The organism is Asticcacaulis aquihabitans (assembly GCF_032490435.1).
Lineage (GTDB): Bacteria > Pseudomonadota > Alphaproteobacteria > Caulobacterales > Caulobacteraceae > Asticcacaulis.
Genome location: NZ_JAVGWM010000002.1, coordinates 687,672 through 707,752, shown reverse-complemented (window position 1 = coordinate 707,752; position 20,081 = coordinate 687,672). Strand labels below are relative to the sequence as shown.

Annotated in this window: 18 protein-coding genes; 7 read left to right on the top strand and 11 right to left on the bottom strand. The window is 58.9% G+C overall.

Annotated elements, in window-relative coordinates; all coding sequences use genetic code 11:
* The first annotated feature begins 74 nt into the window (after nucleotides 1-74).
* The 3 genes from RCJ00_RS09755 (at nucleotide 75) to RCJ00_RS09745 (ending at nucleotide 5,365) form a co-directional block, all read left to right on the top strand.
* A complete protein-coding gene (locus RCJ00_RS09755; RefSeq protein ID WP_316221659.1) occupies nucleotides 75-3,119 on the top strand; it encodes a TonB-dependent receptor in 3,045 nt (1,014 codons plus the stop codon).
* Between the two features lie 102 nt (nucleotides 3,120-3,221).
* Entirely contained in the window at nucleotides 3,222-4,202 is a 981-nt protein-coding gene (locus RCJ00_RS09750) for an alpha/beta hydrolase fold domain-containing protein (protein WP_316221658.1), read from the top strand.
* On the top strand, nucleotides 4,199-5,365 hold the full coding sequence (locus RCJ00_RS09745; RefSeq protein ID WP_316221656.1) for a pectinesterase family protein: 1,167 nt from the start codon (nucleotides 4,199-4,201) through the stop codon (nucleotides 5,363-5,365). The genes RCJ00_RS09750 and RCJ00_RS09745 overlap by 4 nt, the downstream gene beginning before the upstream one ends.
* A gap of 92 nt (nucleotides 5,366-5,457) precedes the next feature.
* On the opposite strand, the gene hemN is transcribed toward RCJ00_RS09745, so the two are convergent.
* The 10 genes from hemN to RCJ00_RS09695 all read right to left on the bottom strand — a co-directional run bounded on the left by hemN (nucleotide 5,458) and on the right by RCJ00_RS09695 (nucleotide 15,236).
* Nucleotides 5,458-6,837: an oxygen-independent coproporphyrinogen III oxidase gene (hemN, locus tag RCJ00_RS09740; protein ID WP_316221654.1), complete on the bottom strand. Its 1,380-nt coding sequence runs from the start codon at nucleotides 6,835-6,837 to the stop codon at nucleotides 5,458-5,460.
* Nucleotides 6,838-6,945: 108 nt separating this feature from the next.
* Nucleotides 6,946-9,141, bottom strand: a complete 2,196-nt coding sequence (locus RCJ00_RS09735; protein ID WP_316221653.1) for a heavy metal translocating P-type ATPase — start codon at nucleotides 9,139-9,141, stop codon at nucleotides 6,946-6,948.
* Nucleotides 9,138-9,284: a cbb3-type cytochrome oxidase assembly protein CcoS gene (gene ccoS / locus RCJ00_RS09730; RefSeq protein ID WP_316221652.1), complete on the bottom strand. Its 147-nt coding sequence runs from the start codon at nucleotides 9,282-9,284 to the stop codon at nucleotides 9,138-9,140. The genes RCJ00_RS09735 and ccoS overlap by 4 nt, the downstream gene beginning before the upstream one ends.
* Nucleotides 9,285-9,286: 2 nt before the next feature.
* Entirely contained in the window at nucleotides 9,287-9,811 is a 525-nt protein-coding gene (locus RCJ00_RS09725) for a FixH family protein (protein WP_316221651.1), read from the bottom strand.
* Nucleotides 9,786-11,198: a cytochrome c oxidase accessory protein CcoG gene (gene ccoG, locus RCJ00_RS09720; RefSeq protein WP_316221650.1), complete on the bottom strand. Its 1,413-nt coding sequence runs from the start codon at nucleotides 11,196-11,198 to the stop codon at nucleotides 9,786-9,788. The genes RCJ00_RS09725 and ccoG overlap by 26 nt, the downstream gene beginning before the upstream one ends.
* A gap of 2 nt (nucleotides 11,199-11,200) precedes the next feature.
* A complete protein-coding gene (gene ccoP / locus RCJ00_RS09715) occupies nucleotides 11,201-12,097 on the bottom strand; it encodes a cytochrome-c oxidase, cbb3-type subunit III (protein ID WP_316221649.1) in 897 nt (298 codons plus the stop codon).
* Nucleotides 12,081-12,239 (bottom strand): cbb3-type cytochrome c oxidase subunit 3, encoded by a 159-nt coding sequence (locus tag RCJ00_RS09710; protein WP_316221648.1) that lies wholly within the window; start codon nucleotides 12,237-12,239, stop codon nucleotides 12,081-12,083. Before RCJ00_RS09710 ends, ccoP begins: the two co-directional genes overlap by 17 nt.
* Complete coding sequence (ccoO, locus tag RCJ00_RS09705) at nucleotides 12,236-13,000, bottom strand: cytochrome-c oxidase, cbb3-type subunit II (protein WP_316221647.1); 765 nt, start codon at nucleotides 12,998-13,000, stop codon at nucleotides 12,236-12,238. The genes RCJ00_RS09710 and ccoO overlap by 4 nt, the downstream gene beginning before the upstream one ends.
* A gap of 10 nt (nucleotides 13,001-13,010) precedes the next feature.
* Nucleotides 13,011-14,498: a cytochrome-c oxidase, cbb3-type subunit I gene (ccoN, locus tag RCJ00_RS09700; RefSeq protein ID WP_411267535.1), complete on the bottom strand. Its 1,488-nt coding sequence runs from the start codon at nucleotides 14,496-14,498 to the stop codon at nucleotides 13,011-13,013.
* A 36-nt stretch (nucleotides 14,499-14,534) separates the two neighbouring features.
* Nucleotides 14,535-15,236 (bottom strand): sulfite exporter TauE/SafE family protein, encoded by a 702-nt coding sequence (locus RCJ00_RS09695; protein ID WP_316221645.1) that lies wholly within the window; start codon nucleotides 15,234-15,236, stop codon nucleotides 14,535-14,537.
* A gap of 458 nt (nucleotides 15,237-15,694) precedes the next feature.
* Between RCJ00_RS09695 and RCJ00_RS09690 the strand changes: the two genes are divergently transcribed.
* The 4 genes from RCJ00_RS09690 (at nucleotide 15,695) to RCJ00_RS09675 (ending at nucleotide 19,036) form a co-directional block, all read left to right on the top strand.
* Complete coding sequence (locus tag RCJ00_RS09690; RefSeq protein WP_316221644.1) at nucleotides 15,695-16,360, top strand: BON domain-containing protein; 666 nt, start codon at nucleotides 15,695-15,697, stop codon at nucleotides 16,358-16,360.
* A gap of 15 nt (nucleotides 16,361-16,375) precedes the next feature.
* Entirely contained in the window at nucleotides 16,376-17,314 is a 939-nt protein-coding gene (locus RCJ00_RS09685; protein ID WP_316221643.1) for a bifunctional enoyl-CoA hydratase/phosphate acetyltransferase, read from the top strand.
* The gene (locus RCJ00_RS09680) at nucleotides 17,311-18,456 is read left to right on the top strand and encodes an acetate/propionate family kinase (protein ID WP_316221642.1); all 1,146 of its coding nucleotides are present in this window, start codon (nucleotides 17,311-17,313) and stop codon (nucleotides 18,454-18,456) included. The genes RCJ00_RS09685 and RCJ00_RS09680 overlap by 4 nt, the downstream gene beginning before the upstream one ends.
* Nucleotides 18,457-18,544: 88 nt before the next feature.
* Nucleotides 18,545-19,036, top strand: coding sequence for a hypothetical protein (locus tag RCJ00_RS09675; protein ID WP_316221641.1), 492 nt, complete (start codon nucleotides 18,545-18,547; stop codon nucleotides 19,034-19,036).
* Nucleotides 19,037-19,247: 211 nt separating this feature from the next.
* Here the strand turns inward: RCJ00_RS09675 and RCJ00_RS09670 are convergent, their stop codons facing one another.
* The gene (locus tag RCJ00_RS09670) at nucleotides 19,248-19,943 is read right to left on the bottom strand and encodes an SGNH/GDSL hydrolase family protein (protein WP_316221640.1); all 696 of its coding nucleotides are present in this window, start codon (nucleotides 19,941-19,943) and stop codon (nucleotides 19,248-19,250) included.
* Nucleotides 19,944-20,081: the final 138 nt, after the last annotated feature.

Sequence of the window (20,081 nt, the reverse complement as noted above, 5' to 3'; positions counted from 1 at the left end):
TCGTTTAAAAGGAGGGGCAATAAGTCCCCTCTCTATATAAGGTGCCACAAGGCGCCATACACAGGAGGAAATCGATGACGAACCCATGCGTGCGCCTGGTCAATGGCCCGTTACTGCTTGCCGGCACAACCTTGCTTATGGTCTCTGCCATGCCGGTCCAGGCCCAGACCCAGGTCAAGACCTTTAATGTTCCCGCCCAGGCCGCCCAACAGGGCATTCCGCAATTTGCCCAACAGGCCGACATTCAGCTTTTGGTTCCTGAAAAACTGGCGACCGGAAAGACCACGGCGGCGGTAAAAGGCACCATGCCAGTGCGCGACGGGCTGGCACGCCTTTTAACAGGTACAAATTTGACACCGGTTACCCAGGGCAACGGTGTGGTTATTCTGGCTGAGGCACATTCCTCGACGGCGTCGTCAAGCGCCAGCTATCCCGTAACAAAAGCCGCTATCACGCTGACCGACGCCAGCCCCGCCGCGGCACCGGCCCAAGACACTGTCGATGCCCCTCCCGCAGGAAACGACGTTGTGGTCGTCGTAACCGGCATTCGCGGCGCCCTGAATAAGGCGCGCGATATCAAACGCAAAGCCGCGAATTCAGTCGAAAGCATTGTCGCCGAAGATATTGGCAAGATGCCGGACCTGAACCTGGCCGAATCCATTCAGCGCGTGCCCGGCGTCGCCATGTCGCGCGAAGGCGGGGAAGGCCGTAACATCACCCTGCGCGGCTTTGGACCGGACTTTACGCGTACGACCTTGAACGGCATGGAAGTCCCGGCCAGCAGTGATGGCCTGGATAGCGGCGGCGTCACCCTCAATGCCGGTCGCGCCTTCGATTTCCATCTGTTCGCGTCCGAACTGTTCAATCGCATCGATATAGAGAAGACCCAGAAAGCGTCCACCGAAGAAGGCGGCATTGCCGGCACGGTCGACCTCTATTCTGCCCGTCCTTTCGACTACCGTGACGATTTTACCGTCTCTGCTTCTGCGCAGGACAATTACAACACCCTCACCCAAAAGAACGATCCGCGCCTGGCCTTTCTGGTCAGCAAGAAGTTTGCGGACGGAAAATTCGGCGCCCTGTTCTCCGCAGCCGTGTCAAATCGCACCGTTCATCAGGAAGGCTATGCCAGCGTGCGCTGGACCTCGCCGTACGTAAACGGCGACTCCTGGGCCAACACGAATCCGACCGTAACCGGAACCCCCTCTGCCGCCTGCGGTGCCGCAAATCCGCTCGATTGCCTCTGGGCCCCTCGCCTGCCGCGCGCGGATTTCTTCGGCAATGATCAAAAGCGCGTCGGGTTCACCGGTTCGTTGCAGTACAAGCCATCCGACAACGTTCTGATTACGCTCGATGCCCTGCATTCAGACCTGACTAATGATCGCTACAGCTACAACTCGATGGAATGGCTGCTGACACACGGCGTCGCCGGCAACTATACCGGCCAGACCCCGCTGTCCTTTACCGTCGGACCAGACGGCAAGCAGTTAATCGCGGCCAGCTTCAACGACGTCACCTCCTGGTACGAAAGCCGCCATCAGGAATCCAAATCGGCGTTTAATCAACTGGTCCTGTCGGGCAAATTCAAGGTCACGGATCAGTTGACCATTGATGCCATGGCCGGCACCGCGTCGGATGACGCGGACCGCACCGAGCTGCGCTTCTATTTCCGCTCTATTCCGCACTTCTATTCCTACGACTACAGCAACAACCCATACGTGCCCGTCGTTAATTTCGGCAATTACGATCCCAATAAGGCCAGCAATTACGTAAACGCATTGACGGCCGCCAACCGCATCAACAACGTCAAGAAGGAAAATGCTTCCGCTAAATTTGACGTGACCTACAATGCCGACACGTTTTCCATCAAGGCCGGCCTGAACTACAACGACCGCAAGGTAAAATACAGCGAAGGCTATGGCGACAGCCCGAGCTTCGATCCGTCGGCCTACACCAAGCCGTTCCCGATTTCGAACTTCGGCAGTGGGCTGGATGGCGCAACCCTTGACAAATTCCGCGTCGCCGATTTTGACGCCATTGCCGCAGCCGGCATCGTAAAGCCCGGTTATACCGACAATACGGGCGCCGACTGGACCGTTGGGGAAGAAACGCTCGGCGGCTATGTCGAGTTGAACGCCGAATACTATATCGGCGACATGCGTCTGCGGACCAATACGGGCCTGCGCTACGTCAAGACGAATGTGACGTCTGAGGCGTTGGTCAGCAACACGCCGGTTCAGGACAAGGTCTCCTACGACAACTACCTACCGTCGATTAACCTGGCTCTGGATGTGCGCGATAACCTGGTCGTGCGCGCCGCCTATGGCCGCAGCATGACCCGGCCGGGGCTCAGCTCATTGAATATCGCCGGCCCAGTTTTCGGCTATACGACACGGACCGTCGGCAATGTCGGCAACCCGGAGCTGAAACCCTACGAATCCAACGACGTCGATCTGAGCGTCGAATGGTATTTCGGCAAGGAAGGGCTCCTGTCGCTGGCTGTCTTCAACAAGGACATCGTCAGGTCGCTGAAAACCGATGTCGTCACCAAGATGATCGATCCGTCATTCTGGCCGGCGATTTACGCCGACCCGCAATATGATCCGTCCTATAATGCCGATCCGGCCAAGGTCCCATACACCTTCACCATCCCCGTCAACAGCGATCAGGGCAATAGCGTGAAAGGGTTCGAACTGACCTACAATCAGCCCTTCAGCTTCTTACCCGGCCTGTGGTCCAAGTTCGGCATCGCCTCGAACTACACCCACGTGTCGGCAAAGGACTCGACGGGCCTTTCGCCCAATTCCTACAACGCCACCCTCTACTACGATACGGGTCGTTTCGGCGCGCGCGTTTCGGTCAACAAGCGGGACGATTACCTGTTGAGCGAGCCCGGTGGCAACGGTCACGTCCAGGAGCGTAAATACGGCCCGACCCATGTCGATTTCGCCTCCTTCTACAACGTCAACAGGAACCTCACCCTCACCTTCGAAGGGATCAATATCACCGACGAAGTGGAGCGTATCTATGGCACCGGCGATACCGGCGACATGGATTTGACGCGCGAGTATAACCACACTGGCGCTCAATGGATCCTGGGACTGCGCTACAAGTACTAACCCAAGTTGACGGCGGGTCGCCGGTTCCGATGATACGCCACCCGGCGTGTCATGGGCGCCGGCGATCCATATAGATAGTTCACACCCAGCCGGAGGTCGAGAATGCAGAAGCTCTTTACGGCGATTGCAACGATAGCGCTCGCGGTCTCCTGTTCCGCAAATGCCGGAGACCTGCGGCCGACCGATGATAGCTATACCATCGCCCAGCGCTACAATGGGTACAAGGACACCTATCCCGGCCTGACCTGGCCGGTATCGGAATTCCACGGCGGCCAGACGGTTCTCTTCGACCGGCTATACAAGACCATAGGCAACCGCGACCTCCATATCGACGTGTTTCTTCCTGTTCCCGGACAGGCCAGACAACAAGGCATTCTCCTGGTTCACGGCGGTGGCTGGCGGTCGGGCAGCAAGTCGCACTTCTATGCCATCGCCAATCTGCTGGCCCAGAAGGGCTATGCGGTCTTCCTGCCGGAATATCGCCTGTCACCGGAAGCGCCCTACCCTGCCGGTCTGATCGACATTAACGACGCCATCGTCTGGGCCAAGGATCACGCCACGGAATTTGGTATTCCTGAGGCCAATCTGGCGCTTGGCGGCGCGTCCTCTGGCGGTCAGATGGCGGCGCTTCTTGCGTTTACGGCGGACAGCAGTACCTACAAGACCCATGCAACCGACGACACCCGCGTGAACGCGCTGATCGATATCGACGGCGTGCTTGATTTTACCACGCCGCTCGCCCTGCGCTATGAAAATGCCGCAGGCAGCGCTTCGGTGGCGGCCTTGTGGCTAGGCGGATCCATGGAACAGGCACCTGAGCGGTGGCGGGAGGCCAGCGCTGCCAACCATGTCGGTGCACAGTCGCCGCCAACCTTGATTATTAGCAGCGGACAAACGCGGTTCACCGCGGGACAGGACGAGGTTATGACCGGCCTGGCGCGGTTCGGCATTCGTCGCCAGTTTTTCACGTTCGAGTCTGCACCACATGACATCTGGCTTTTCGAACCTTACCTTAGTCAAATTGTTGAAAAAATGGATTTATTTTTGCAAGCGCCGACCGAAGTAAAGGACGCCCGTCAATGATCGCGGTTCGAACCGATGTGAGCCGCCGCTTCACCGGCCTGCTGGCGCTGTGCGCCATCGTGGGGATGGGTTTGACGGGTTGCGTCACTGGGCCAATACCGTCGTCGCCAAAACCCATCCACTATTCTGTGAGGCCCAACTGCGAACAGCGGCCACGATGCTTCACGACAATACAGTCCGCAGTTGACGCGGCAGCCAGTGACAAGACGGATCGCTGGGTGATCGTCGATATCGCGCCTGGCAACTATTATGAAAAGGTCACCGTCGCCAGGCCCAGGACGAAGCTGCATGGACAAGGGCAGGCAACCACCCGGCTCTATTTCGACGCCGTGGCGCAAACTGCCGGCCATTACCATCGCAACAAATGGGGTACCCCAGGATCGGCGACCTTAACGATTGATGCCGATCAGGTAACCGTGGACGGCCTTACGGTCGAAAACACTTTCGACTACCTCGCCAATGACGCCTTGCCCGACACGGACCCGCGCAAGATCGGCAATTCGCAAGGCGTGGCCGTTCTGCTTGATATTCACAGCGACCACCTGATGTTCGACCGGTCTGCACTGGTGGGATATCAGGATACCTTGTTCGCCAATGGCGGGCGCGTCTTCGTTCGCAATAGTCACATTTCCGGGAATGTGGACTTTATTTTCGGCAACGGCCAGGTTCTGATCGAGGACAGTGTGGTGCAAACCCGCCGCCGGGCACCGACAAGCGCCCCCGAAACCTTTGAATCCTTTATCGTCGCGCCCTCAACCCAGCTGTCTCAGAAAATCGGCATTGTCATCTACCGTTCCCGTCTCACGCGGGAGGACGGTGTGCGCGACGGCGCGGTGGCGCTCGGCCGCCCCTGGCATCCGACGACGACCTTCACCGACGGCCGGTATGCCGACCCGAACGCCGTCGGACAGGCGAGCTTCATAGACTGCTTCATGGATGCCCATATCCACCGCGACCATTGGGCCCCCATGAACGGCACCGCCCGTGACGGCACAAAAACCGCCGTCTTCTACCCGCAAGACTCACGGTTTTCGGAAACGGGGTCTTACGGTCCGGGCGCCGCGCATTCGGACATCGGTATTCGTTGGCAACAAACCCTGACCATTGACCAGATCCATGGCCTGTTCTTCGACGGCTGGCCCCAATCCAGCCGTCACCACTGACACCCGCCTCTCCACGGCCCTCTGCCCCTGCAGACGGAGCGTGACCTGAGCTGCCTCACGGGGTGAGGCAGCTCCTTTTTTGTCTGTCGCCGTCAGGCGACTTTTGAATAGCGGTTACCGCCTTCTCCTGCGGCGTAGGTATCGAATACACAGGCGACAGATCTTACCAGCATCTTCATCGGCGATTCAAAGCGCACAATGCGATCATCGATTGTAACAATTCCGGCCGCCACGAAATCCGCCAAACGCTGAATATCCTGATCCAGATAGTCGACCGTGTAACCATGGCGCTGCAGAACCTCAGCCACATTGCATTCGAAACGACACATGAGGTCCGAAATAACCGCGCCACGTACCTTGTCATCCGACTGATAGGCCCATCCTCGCACCGTAGGCAGACGGCCTTCCTTGATGAGTCTCTGATAGGAAGTGCTTTGTGGGATATTCTGAGCAATCCCATCGTCCAGTTGGCTGATGGATGAGGCGCCGAAGGCGATCTGACGGTCGTTTGGCAGGTCCGTATAACCCATGAAGTTGCGCCGAAGGGTGCCGTCACGGGCGGCGATGGCTAGACCGTCGCTAGCCTTGGCGAAATGGTCGATGCCAACGGCGGCATACCCCGTCGCGCGCAACTGCGTATCGATCTGGACATACTGGAGCACCTTTTCGTGGATATCGGGCAAGGCCGCTGTATCGATCAACTGTTGATGCTTTTTCATCCACGGCACATGCGCGTACGAAAAGGCACTGATGCGGTCTGGATCAAGACGGGCAATATCGTTCAGCGTCGCCGCGAGGCTATCGGCGGTTTGATGCGGCAGACCATAGAGCAGATCGATGCCAATCGATGTCAGCCCATGATCGCGCAGCGCCGCTACGGATTGCGCAATGACGGCAAACGGTTGGTGCCGATTAATGGCGGCCTGGACCTGCGGCTGAGTGTCCTGGACCCCCAGGCTGACCCGGTTGAATCCCAGGGTGGTATAGGTTTTCAACTTCTCATTCGTAATCTGGCGCGGGTCGAGCTCGATGGAGATCTCGGCATCCGCTTTCAAATCAAAGGACCGGGTCAGCGCCTCGAACACGCGCGTCATGGCTGCCGGTGACAGAATGCCCGGCGAGCCGCCTCCAAAATGCAGGGCGTGCACCGAAGGCCGGAACGCCAATTCCCGTCCGACCAGGGCAATTTCCTCGATCAGGCATGCGACATAGGCCTCAACCGGTTCCGCGCGATGCGTGATCTGGGTATTGCAGCCACAGAACCAACACATCTGTTCGCAGAAGGGAATGTGAACGTAAAGCCCTATGCTCTCGTCGCGAGGCAACGTCCTCAACCACCCGGCGTAGGTTTCCGGTGCCAGAGAGGTAAAGTGATGCGCCGAGGGATAGCTTGTGTAGCGCGGCGCTTCCCGGCCCAGATAGGCCATCATATCCTGATCCTGCCAGGAACGCGGGGGATTAATGTCTTGCATGGCGCAATCCTTCTACAGGGGCGTTGAAACGAGAATGAGAGGCGAACGACAACAGGGCGGCATGATACGCGGCCCGGCCTGATGACGCGAAATTGGGGTGCAATCGGGTCATAGGCGCGACACACGCCCCAGACGCAAGGCGTTGAGGACGACCACCAAAGACGAGGTCGACATGGCCACGGCGGCGATGAGTGGGGTCGCCAGGCCAAGCACTGCCACGGGAACCGCAATGAGGTTATATGCCAAGGATATCCAGACATTCTGCCGGACCAGGCGCTGGGCGGCACGGGCAGTGTCGTAGGTGGTCAGGATGGGCGAAAGCCCTTGATCGCGATAGACGAAATCGGCGGCCGTCTGGGTGACGTCCACGCCGCTGGCCGGCGACATGGAGACCGAGGCGGCAGACAGGGCCGCCGCATCGTTTAAGCCGTCTCCCACCATCAACACACGGTGCCCCTCAGCCATCATCGCTTCGACGGCGGCCACCTTGTCTACCGGCGACAGGCCCGAGCGGACGTCGGAAATGCCCAGGTCCATAGCCACTTTTTGAGCCACCTGATCCCGGTCACCCGACAACATGCTGAGCGTCAATCCGCGCGCGCGTAAACCGACGATCACCTGACGCGCGTCCGCGCGCACCGCGTCGGCGAACAGAAGACGGATCGCTGGCCCCTGCGCCCGCTGAAACCACAGCTCCATCTGGGCATCGCCGCTGGCCGGAACGCCCAGCCAAGACGCCTTGCCCATCCAGACCAGGTCCTTGCCCACGACGGCTTTAAGTCCCTTCCCGGGATGATCGGTCACGACCATCCCGGGAACCTCGCCGATCGCCCCTCCCCGGGCGATGGCTTGGGACAGCGGATGTTGACTTTGCCGGGCCATGGCAATCGCTATCCGCCGGTTTTCACCAGTAAGAACGTCCGGGTTCATCCAGCGTGGCGTGCCTTCGGTCAGGGTTCCCGTCTTGTCGAAAACGACCCTGTCAATGCGCGCCATCGCCTCCAGTCCCTTGGCTGATTTCAGCAATATGCCCCGCTTAAACAGGCGCGAAGAGGCCAGAACATGGACCACGGGCACCGCCAGGCCGATGGCACAAGGGCATGTGATGATCAAGACGGCTACGGCCTTTAACAAAGCGTCTTCCCAGATCATGGCGCCGTGCAGGGCACCGTAGATCATCCACCCGACAAAGGTCGCCAGGGCGAGGCCATGGACCACCGGCGCATATAGCCCCGCCAAGCGATCGGCCAACCGGACATAGGGCCCTTGCGAGCGTTCGGCCTTTTCCATGAGGCCGACGATTTCCGACAGCAGGCTATCATCCGCCGCGGCACTGACTTCGATCAATAGGGGCGCCGACCGGTTGATCATGCCCGCATAGAGCCTTTCACCGGGGCCCGCAGTTCGCGGAAGGGTCTCTCCGGTCACCAGTTGCGTGTCGATATCGGACTCGCCCGTAAGGATCAGGCCGTCGGCAGCAATCTTTTCACCGGCGGCGACCAGAAGGTGCTGACCCGGCGCAAGGTCACGTATCCGGACCGATACTGTGCGTTCGCCGTCGACAACCGTCGCGGTCCCTTCAAGCATGGCCAGCAGCCCTTCGGCCGCTTCGCGCGCCTTGCCCCTCGCCTTGAGGTCGAGGTAGCGGCCGATCAGCAGGAAGAACAACAGCATGATCGATGCGTCGAAGTAGACGTAGCGACCATGCGTCACGGTTTCATAGACAGACAAGGCGTTGGCCATGATAACGGCCAAAGAAATCGGCACGTCCATATTGGTGCGACCGTGCGTCAGGGCCTGCCAGGCCGAACGGAAAAAGGGCCGTCCCGACCAGATTGTCGCCGGCAGAGCGATCAGGCTCATCATCCAATACATGAGGTCGCGCGTCGCCCCCGTGACGGCACGGGCCGGCAGGAACCACAAGGGATCGACGAACAGCATGATGGCGCAGGTCGCGAACCCGGCTACCGCCAGGCAACTGAGCAGGTCGCGCTCTTCCGCCTTAGAGGCCTGCAACCGGCTTTCGGCGTCGAACGGTGCGACGTGGAAGCCCAGAGCTTCAACCTCGTCGGCGAACTGATTGGCATTGTCATTGGCCGCCCCGGCATCCAACGTCTTTGGCCAACTTATACGCAGCCTTTGCGTCGAAAAATTCACCCGCGCTTCCACGCCGGGATGGGCCTGTAGGCTTTGCTCTATCTTCCACGCGCAACTGGCACAATGCATGCCCTCTACCTGCATGTAGAGAGACACCCGGTCAGCTTCCTCGCGGGCAAAACAACGGAAATCAACAGCCCGGCTCATTCGTCATCCTCCGGCTGGAAGATTCGGATCGCTGGATCGTCCAAATCGTCGAACTGTCCGGTATTCAGCGCCCACAGGAAGGCCGCCAGACAGGCCAGTCCAAGCAGGAACGCCAAAGGGACGAGGATGAGCAGGATGGCCATGACTATTCCACTTCCACCGTCGTCACCGATTGATACTGCCGTCCGGTCTTTTCCGCCGTGACATGAACCGTCCACACGCCCTTAGCCGGCAAAGGGGCATCCGCTGCATATCTGCCTTCGCCGTCGTCACGCAGATCAAAACTGCGGTCTTCAACGGCATTGCCTGGATGAACGAACCACGCCTTGACCCGAGCCGCAGCTATCGGCTGACCGGCATGGTCCGTCAGATTGAAGTGAAGCCGCCCGGCTGTATAGTCGATATCGGACCGCCAGCGGAGTTGCGCCTGCGCCCCGGCCTTGGCGAGGGTATCGTTATAGGCCAGCCCCTTGGCATAGGCGTCCTCGGTCGTCTCCGAGGGCGGATGGGCATAGGCGATAAAGACAAAGCCGATAAGGGCAGACATGAAGGTCATATAAAAGGCCGCAATGATCCACGGTACGAAGCGACCGCGCCGGCGGTTGAGCGCTTCCATGTCCGGACCATCCAGAGCTTGAGAAGCCTTAAGGTCGGATGAAGTAGCTGTCATGGCTGGCTGCCTTTCCCGTGGTGCGATCGGTAAGTGTGAAATGGACAGGGACGCGGGCCGACGAATCCGGCTCGGTCACGACTTGCACGCGGAATTCGCCAACGCTGTTGGCCGGTACCCGGAGAGACGGCACGGCTACGTCTCCGGCCCCTACCAGCTCGACGCGGCGCGTGGTTAAGCCGTCGATTTTGACGGTGTAATCGCGGTCGGAATGGGTCTTGTTGAGCACCTTGATCTGGTAATTGTTGCGAATTGTGCCGTCGGACAGGCGAACATATAGCGGTGATCGGTTATGGATGATGTTCAGTTCCGTCTCGGTCCGCAGTATAATGGCGCCCAGCATCAATGCGCCCACCAAACAGAGGATGGCGGCATAGAAAACGGTGCGGGGGCGGATCCATTTCATTCGCCCGCGGGTGGGGACCCCCTGGTGCGCGATCTCGTCGGTGCGCCGCTGTTGATTGTTTTCCGTGTCATAATGAATAAGCCCACGCGGCAGTTTCAATTTCTCCATGACGTTGTTGCAGGCATCGACGCATAGTCCGCACGAAATGCACTCGTATTGCAGACCATTTCGTATATCGATGCCCATTGGGCAGACGACGACGCAAGCCGTGCAGTCGATGCAATGGCCCCTGCCTTCCCAGCTGGTGCCGATCTTATGCTTGCCCCGGGGCTCACCCCGTTCGGCGGCGTAGGATATGATAAGCGTATCCCGGTCGAACATGGCCGACTGGAACCGGGCATAGGGGCAAGCGAACTTGCAGATATTCTCACGCGCATATCCCGCCATGAAGTAGGTCGACAAAGTCAGCGCGATGATCCAGACGAGGGTCAAGCCGGGCAGGTCGAGATGCAGGATACCGTCAAGCAAGGTCGGAGCGTCATTGAAATAAAAGACCCACGCCCCACCGGTGGCCAGCCCGATCAGCAACCAGATGGCGTGGGTAAGTAACTTCTTCCAGATCTTTCCCAAAGTCCAAGGCGCCGCATCCAACTTCCGGCGCGCATTACGATCGCCCTGGATCAGATGTTCCACCAGGACGAACAGATCGGTCCATACCGTTTGCGGACAAGCATAGCCGCACCAGACGCGCCCGAGCAGGGAGGTGGCAAAAAAAAGCCCGATGGCCGCCAGAATAAGCAGGCCAACCAGCAGGTAGACCTCCTGGGGCCAGATTTCGATGCCGAAGAAATAGCCGCGCTGTCCGACCAGGTCGATCAGGATGGCCTGATCCGGCACGTGCGGGCCACGATCGTAACGCAACCAGGGCGCGGCATAGTAAATACCCAGCAGGACCACCATGGCCGCCCACTTCAATGTGCGGAATAGGCCATGGGTGCGCTGAGGATATATCTTCTCCGCCTTGGCGAATAATTGAACCACGATTATTCGCCACCCCCCAGGGAATGCACATAGAGGGCAACCATGCGCTGGTTGTCGTCGCTGAGGCGATGCTTCCAGGTCGGCATGACGCCAGCGCGGGCATTGGTGATCGTCTCGACGACGTCGGCGCGACGCCCGCCATAGAGCCAGATCGCATCATTCAGGCGCGGCGCACCCATGTCACGATTGCCGACACCGCCTTCCCCGTGACAGGATACGCAGTTTGCCGCAAACACCGCCTGACCGCGTACCCAAGAGGCGCTGGGGTTTGCCGGTGTGCCATGGGACAATTGCAGCACATAGGTCGCCACATCCTGGATCTCGTCGGGCTTCAGAATGGCCCCAAACTTCGGCATCTGGGTCGCGTGAGTGTCGGGGTCGGTGGACCGCGACCCAACCTGAATCGTGTGATAGATTGTGTCCACCTTGCCACCGAACAGCCAATCGTCATCATTCAGATTGGGATAGCCTTTGCGCCCTTCACCGCCATTGCCATGGCAGGCCGCGCAGTTCTCCTTGAAGACCACGGCGCCGCCGGCGCGGGCAAATTCATATACGGCGGGATCGGCACGAACCTGATCGAAGCTTTCGCCGTGGAAGCGCGCCAGATACGCCCCTTGACGGTCGGTGATTTCCTTCTGCTCCGCCTTGAGCTCGGTGTATTGCGTCCAGCCGAACAGGCCTTTGGTATGCCCGCTGATGGAAGGCCAGGCCGGATAGACCACCCAGTATCCGATAGCGAAGACGATGGTGATCATCCATACGGTCAGCCACCATCGGGGCGCCGGCGTGTCCAGTTCCTTCAGGCCGTCCCAGTCGTGGCCGGTGGTTTCCGTCCCGCTGATCGGATCGACCTCAACGTTCGGATCGCTGTTATTCCCCTTAGTTTTCTTCGACATTGTCTGTGTCCTCCTGGAGGGGAATAAGGCCGTAGGATTGCAGGCGCTGGCGGTTGGCGGGCCAGTACGCCCAGATGCAGATGGCGAAGAAGGCCGTCGAAAACGCGAGTAAAACGGCCATGCCTATATGTGTGTGGTTCATTTCTTCACCGTTTTGGGCTCGGCTGCCGCGGCGGCATGCAGTTCAAAATCGGGGTCATAGGTCGTAAAATCGACTTGGGTGCCCAGTTGTTGGAGGTAGGCGATCAAGGCGTCCATTTCGGTCGGGCTTCCCGGCGTGCCGCCAAAGGCCTGAGGTATGACCTTGGCGCCATACCGTGCCTGTAATCCCGACGCATCCTCGTCCGGCAGGGTCTGCAAGGCGGCATCCTGCTGGGCGTTGGCGATATCGTCCTTTGTATAGGGCACGCCCTCGAAGCGAAGGACCTTCATGCGATCGCCCAGATCCCAGGTCTGAAGGTAGGTCTTCGCCAGGAAGTCGTAATTGGGCATGATCGATTCCGGCACGACGCTACGGGGATTGGTCAGGTGCTCGACATGCCAGGTATTGGAGTACTTGCCGCCAACGCGGGCCAAGTCGGGCCCCGTCCGTTCCGAGCCCCAGACAAACGGATGGTCGTACATGCTTTCCGCAGCCAGAGAATAGTGGCCGTAACGCTGGACTTCATCGCGTAGGGGGCGGATCTGCTGGGAATGGCAGACGTTGCAGCCTTCGCGGATGTAGATGTCCTGCCCCGCAAGCTCTAGGGGTGTGAGCGGACGCACCCCCTTAACCGGTTCGATTGTCGTCTGCATCCTGAACAATGGGACGATTTCAACAATGCCGCCTATGGAGACGGCGATGACCGCGAAGATCAGCAACAATATGGAGTTGCGCTCGAGTTTCTTGTGACTTTCCAACATGACGCGTTCCTTATTCCGCCGCCGCCAAAGCGGGTGATGGTGCGGGTGTTTGGCTGTTGGCAGGCAGGGCGTCCGGCGACTGGATCGTTTTCCAGATATTCCAGACCATGATCAACGCGCCGACTAGGAACAAAGCGCCGCCGACCGCGCGGATGATGTAATAGGGGTGCATGGCCTGAACGACCTCGACGAACGAGTAGGTCAGGAAGCCCATCTTGTCGTAGGCACGCCACATCAGGCCCTGCATGATCCCTGCGACCCACATCGACGTGATATAGACGACGATGCCGACCGTAGAGATCCACAGGTGCAGGCTGATCGCCTTGGTCGAATACATGCCCGCTTTTTTCCACAGATGGGGAACCAGGTAATATATGGCTCCGAAAGAGATATAGGCGACCCAGCCCAGCGCACCGGCGTGGACGTGACCGATGGTCCAGTTGGTGTAGTGTGACAGGGAGTTGACCGTCTTGATCGACATCAGCGGTCCTTCGAAGGTCGACATGCCGTAGAAGGACAGGGCAATGATCATGAACTGAAGGATCGGATCGTCCCGCAATTTGTGCCAGGCGCCCGACAGGGTCATCATGCCGTTGATCATGCCACCCCACGACGGCATCCACAGCATGATCGAGAAGGTCATACCCAGGGTTTGCGCCCAGTCCGGCAAGGATGTGTACAGAAGGTGGTGCGGCCCGGCCCAGATATAGATGAAAATCAGAGACCAGAAGTGAATGATGGACAGGCGATAGGAATAGACCGGACGCTCCGCCTGCTTGGGGATGTAGTAGTACATCATGCCCAAAAAGCCGGCAGTGAGGAAAAACCCGACCGCGTTATGCCCGTACCACCACTGTATCAGCGCGGACTGAACGCCGGCGAACAGGGAATAGCTTTTGACCGATACGGGCGAAATGGGAATGGCCAAACCGTTGACGAGGTGCAGGATGGCAATGGTGACGATGAAGGCGAGGAAAAACCAGTTGGCGACATAGATGTGCTTTTCCTTGCGCAGGGTCAGCGTCATCAGGAAGTTGATCAGGTACACCACCCAGACAACGGTCAACCACAGGTCGGCATACCATTCCGGCTCCGCATACTCCTTGCCCTGGGTGACGCCGAACAGGTATCCCAACCCCGCCAGGAGGATGAAGGCCTGGTAGCCCCAGAAATGGAACCACGCCATCTTCGTGGAAAACAGACACGTGTGACAGGTCCGCTGGACCACATGGTAAGATGTTGCGAAAAGAATATTACCGCCAAACGCAAAAATGACGGCAGAGGTATGCAGCGGCCGCAGGCGACCGAAGTTCAAATAGGGTTCAATGTTGAACACGGGGAAGGCCAGCTGAATCGCAAGCAAAAGCCCGACCGCAAAGCCGGCGATCGCCCAGAACATGGACGCGATGGTGAAATATTTGATCACCAGCTCCTCATAGCGTGGCGCCGGACGCGGCGGCGGCGCGGGTGCCGCCGGTATCGGCAGGTCGGGGTTCAGGGTTTGCACAGCTCTCTTCCTCCTTTTGTCACGTGCTCAACCGACCGCCAGGGCCAGCAGGATCACGCCATTTACGCCAAGTGCCGCCAGGGTCAGGCCATCCTGAAGCCTGGGGCTCGTTTTCAGTAGATTGCCCGAGGCGAAGCTCAGGCTCATAAGTGCCGGTGTGGTGCCCAGGCCAAACAGCAGCATTCCCACGCCACCTGCCAGCGGACTGGCCGTGGTCGCCGCAGCCAGCAAGGCTGTGAAAATCAAAGGACAAGGCAAGAAGCCCAGCGACACCCCCAGAAGGTAGCGCCGCCCAGTGTCCGTCGTCGTTGCCAGCCGTTTCAAAGCGCCGAGATCGCACGCACCTGGCAGACGGAACGGCAGGACTATACCCAGTCGCCGTAACAACCGCCCGGCAAACAGGGCCAGGAACAGGATGGCGACAAGCCCGAGCATCAAATGACGCAACAGGGCAAACCCGTTCCAGGTCGAAATGAGATGAAAGCTGGCGCCGGCCGCCAAACCCAGGCCAGCATAGGTGGTGACACGTCCGGCGTGATACGGCAGCAGCAACCGCGCCAGCTTTCCCTTGGTCGCCACGCTGCTAACCTGCGACAGGACAAATCCCGAACACATGGTCAGACAATGTGTGACGCTCCCGCCTAGGCCGGCAAGAAACAAAGAGAGGAGAATCGGCCTCTGGGATGCGGTTATGTCACCGCATATATGCTGCCAAAACGCCTCGCCCACTGCCCTGCCCACGCTAATCGGTTACTAAATGACCGCAGTCTGACTGTGCAAGTGAATGCGCAGACCAGGCCGAGCCAATGACTGGTGAAAAGAATCGCAACCAGCCCTTGTCATTGCCAGACCACAACCGGGCACGTCTGTATTTGATCCAAATCAAATCGACGGAGAGACTGTTGCCGTTAGTCATTGAATTATAAGGATTAGCGACGATTTGACGCGGGGGAATGAAGGACGGTGTTGGCCGCGACCGTCTCTACGGCGTCCGTTGCTGGCGTTTCGGCGGGCAAATCCGATATTTCGCGAGCAAAGCGGCATTTTTCATAATCCGCATCAACGACATCTGGTTTTACCCGCCATGGGTGCGACCTTCTGTCCGTCCCACATTTGATCGCGGTCAAACCGATTTAGTCCACTAACCGCTACCGAAGAGCATCCGAAGCAAGCTCAAGGAGCAGGCCATGAAAGACGCGACATTACGCAAGCATATTCTCGACGAACTGGAATTCGATCCAGCGGTTGATGCGCAACACATAGGCGTATCTGTGGACGATGGCATTGTCAGTCTGTCGGGTCATGTCACCAGCTACGCTGAAAAGCGCGCAGCCGAAAATGCGGTGAGCCGGGTGCGCGGTGTGCGGGCCATTGCCGAAGACATCGCCATCGTTGCCAGGCAGCCCACAAAAGTCAGTGATGAAGATATCGCCCGGCAGGCCTTGGCCATCATTTCCTGGGACACCACCATCCCCAAGGACAAGGTGAAAGTCCGGGTCGAGAACGGCTGGGTCACGCTGGATGGGGACGTCGATTCCTACTTTCAACGCCGCAACGCCGAGGACGCGGTTCATCGGCTAGCCGGCGTGGAAGGCATAACCAACCGTATCAACATGCGCATCGCTGCCCAACCGGCCGACGTTCACGAACGCATCGTGGCCGCCTTCCATCGCGACGCCAGCCTCGATCCGTCCGATATTCGGCTGACGGCGTTCGGCGGCAAGGTGACGCTGGATGGCACGGTTCACACCCTCTACGAACGCCAGTTGGCCGAACGTGCCGCCTGGAGCGCACCCGGCGTCACCTACGTCGAAAGCCATCTGCGGGTCGATGAAACCGCCCCCGTGAACTGAGACCGGCAACCATCCATGCCTGGACGCAGCGACCACTATGCGCATATTCTGGAGCAGGCCAGGCGACTGCCTCGCATTCGTGTCTGCATCGTGCATCCGACCGATGGACACGTATTGCAGGCTGCGGCTGAAGCAGAGGCCGCTGGCTTGATCACACCGATCCTCGTCGGTCCGCGAGCCCGCATCCAGACCGCAGCCACGGCGAGCGGCATCGATATAGCCGCTTGGCGTCTGGTAGATACACCCCATAGCCACGCCGCCGCCGAACAGAGCGTTATCATCGCTGCCAGCGGAGAGGCGGATGCGTTGATGAAAGGTGCCCTGCACACCGATGAACTGTTGAGTGCCGTCTTGGCGAAGACCGCCGGTCTGAGAACGGAAAGCCGGGTCTCTCACGCTTATGTTCTCGACGTTCCGATGTATCATAAGCCGCTTATTGTCACCGATGCCGCCGTCAATATCGCGCCATCGCTCGACGACAAGGCCGATATATGCCGCAACGCTATCAACCTGTGGCGCAGCTTGTTCGGCGATGCCCGAAAACCAAAGCTCGCTGTGTTGTCCGCAGTCGAAACCGTCATGAGCGCGATGCCGTCGACTCTCGACGCGGCCGCCTTGTGCAAGATGGCCGAGCGCGGCCAGATATCGGGCGCCATCATCGACGGCCCCCTCGCCTTCGACAATATCATAAGCCGTGACGCCGCCGCGGATAAGGGGCTCGTATCGGATGTCGCGGGTGATGCGGATATCATCGTGGTTCCAAATATTGAAACCGGAAACGCCCTGGCTAAGGAACTGATCTATCTGGGGCACGCCCAAGCCGCCGGCATTGGGCTGGGCGCACGAGTGCCCATCATTCTCACCAGCCGGGCCGACAGCGTCCATACACGACTGCTGTCGTGCGCCCTGGCACAGTATCTCTCCGACGCCCGCCAGAAAGGACTGATAAAATGAACGACGCCCTGCTTGTTCTGAATGCCGGTTCCTCCAGCCTGAAATTTCGGCTGTTCGCCATGGCGCCGGACCTGCCATGCGTTGTCGGCGGGAAAATAACCGATATCGGCAATCGCCCCACCTTCCGGGCGCACTGGTATACGCCACAGACCGGTGAAGAACGTTCTGCGGATGAGACCCAAGACTTGTCTGTCTATGCCGATATGAACCTGGCCGTAACCTACATCCTCAATTGGCTCAGCTATTACAGTAAGCCCTGGGAAATAAAGGCCTGCGTCCACCGGGTCGTTCACGGCGGATCGGATTTCGACAGCGCAACCGAATTGGACAGCCAGACTGTCGACGACCTGAGCGCACTCAATAGCTTGGCGCCACAGCATCAGCCGCACAATCTGGCGGCCGTTAAGGCGATGTGGACCCAAAATCCGCATCTGCGGCAATTCGCCTGCTTCGATACCGCCTTCCATGCACATCATGACAGGCTACACCACGAATTCGCCTTATCCGCGCGACTTCGCGCCCGGGGGTTAAGACGCCATGGCTTTCATGGTCTGTCCTATGGCTGGATTGCCCATCGCCTGAAATGCGACCATCCGCATCTATCAAAAGGCAAGGTTGTCGCCGCCCACCTGGGCAACGGTGCGAGCCTATGCGCCATGATGAACGGAAGAAGCATAGACACAACCATGGGCATGACCGTGCTCGACGGCCTACCCATGGGCACGCGATGTGGCGCTATCGACCCTGGGGCCATCTTGTACATGCAGCAAAATCTGAGAATGCCCATCGAAGACGTCGCCGACGCGCTCTATAATGAGTCCGGCCTCAAGGGCTTGTCGGGGATCAGCAATGACATGAAAACCTTGCTGGCCAGCGACGCCCCGCGGGCGGCGTTCGCTGTTGATTACTTTGCCTTGAAAGCCGCTCAACAGATCGCGGCCATGGCGGTGAGCCTGGGCGGCATGGATGCCTTGGTCTTCACTGGCGGGATAGGTGAAAACGCAGCCCCCGTCCGCGACAAGATATTGGACCGTTTGGCATTCCTGGCGCCGTTTGAAACCCTTGTGATTGCGGCGAACGAAGAACGCCAGATGGCGACAGAGGTATATAGAAACTATTTCCAGGCAGCCGTGCCCGCATGATTTGACGACCATCAATTACAGTCTGTTCCAGACAGTCCAAGGTGCCTATTCCGACGTCGCCAAGCTTATATGAGAAAGGACACATGATATGTCTGCCCTGACATCCCTCTCCGCCGTGGCTCCGGTCGCGGACCCCGTCAACGATCTCGATGAAATGAGCGCAACCCTCATCCAGACACGAGACACACTGTCTGGTGTCGCAGAAAACTGTCTAAGCCTGACGCAAGCCTGGCTGGAGATGGCGTTGCAGGCAGGCACGACGCTGTCTCGCGTAACGACCGAAGCGGGGCAGGCATGGATCAATAGCTGGGCGCTCGCCCTGGAGCAGGTTGCTGAGGCCGGCGGTGACGCCATGGCCTGCAGAACACTCTGCGATATCATCGCTTTGCCAGCGGACCAAATGGTACGCCTGACCAAAATAGCCGAAGGGACGACCGCGCGCTACGCACATATGTACGACGCCGCCGCACGCGGAGGTGAGGCTCTGGCCTCCCTCACGAACGCCATTTTAGAACAGGCCTTACAGACTGCTATCGAAGCCCCCCTTACTCGCCCCATTCGTTTGCGTGACGTCGCCTGAAACGGCAACACGCAATTGTAGCCGGCACGAACTGTCCCCCTTCGTGTCGGCTATTCCTTATGACCGGCGGCAATATGGTTTGACGTACCGACTGGAGACTAGGCAACACGAAAGATATTATCAGCCTCAACAGAGGCAATTTGCCTGTTGCACGCTATGTCCTGTGACCTGGCGCTCTGCTCTTCAGTCGCGCTAGAGGCAACCGGTCACCTTAAGGCCCTTGAAAATACACGCGGAGGGCGGGCTGCGCCTTTACTAGTAACTCCGCCGCCATGCGCCCGAAAAAGGCAGAGCCTTTGGGGCCAGTGTGCGTATAGTCGAAGGCCTGCTTTACCGAGCTGTCGGCCTGGGACGCGTCGGTAAAGATCGCCGGCACGGAGGTACCTGTGTCCTGGGTATCCAGAATATTCTGCGGAATGGGCTGGCCCGCCAGGGTATTGGATTCGGGCAGTCCCATCGCCTGGACGGCGGAATAGCTTTCGGCATTTAGATCCATCAGGGCCACGCCTTCGCTGCGCGCGACCAATCGGGTCGCCGTCGCCCATGGCAAAAGATCCGGATTTACATGGCCGTTCCTGAAATGGCGCTGTGTCAAAGGCGTGACCAAGACCGGAATGCCCCCAGCCTTGACGACGTCACGGGCGTAGTTGCGCATGTTGACGGGAAACTCCGTCTCAAGGTTGGTGTGGCGTTCCGGTTTGGACGACCCGTCGTTATGACCGAACTGGATCAAGACGTAGGTAGCCTGGAACTCCTGGCGGTCAGCAACCTGGCTCATCACCTTGTCCCACAGGCCTTCGACACGATAACTCTTGGAACTGCGTCCGCCCCGCGCCGCGTTGACACAGGTGACTTCCGGACGAAATTGCGCGCAGAATCCTAACCCGTATCCGCTTTTGTCGGTCATGGTTGAATCCCCGACTAGGATGATACGAACCGGCTTCAATGTTTGCGCCATCAGAGGGGACGCTAAAAGCCCTATTACAATACCAAGCGCGACGACACACAAACGACGTGAACTTTTCATGACAAAATCCTGATTTTA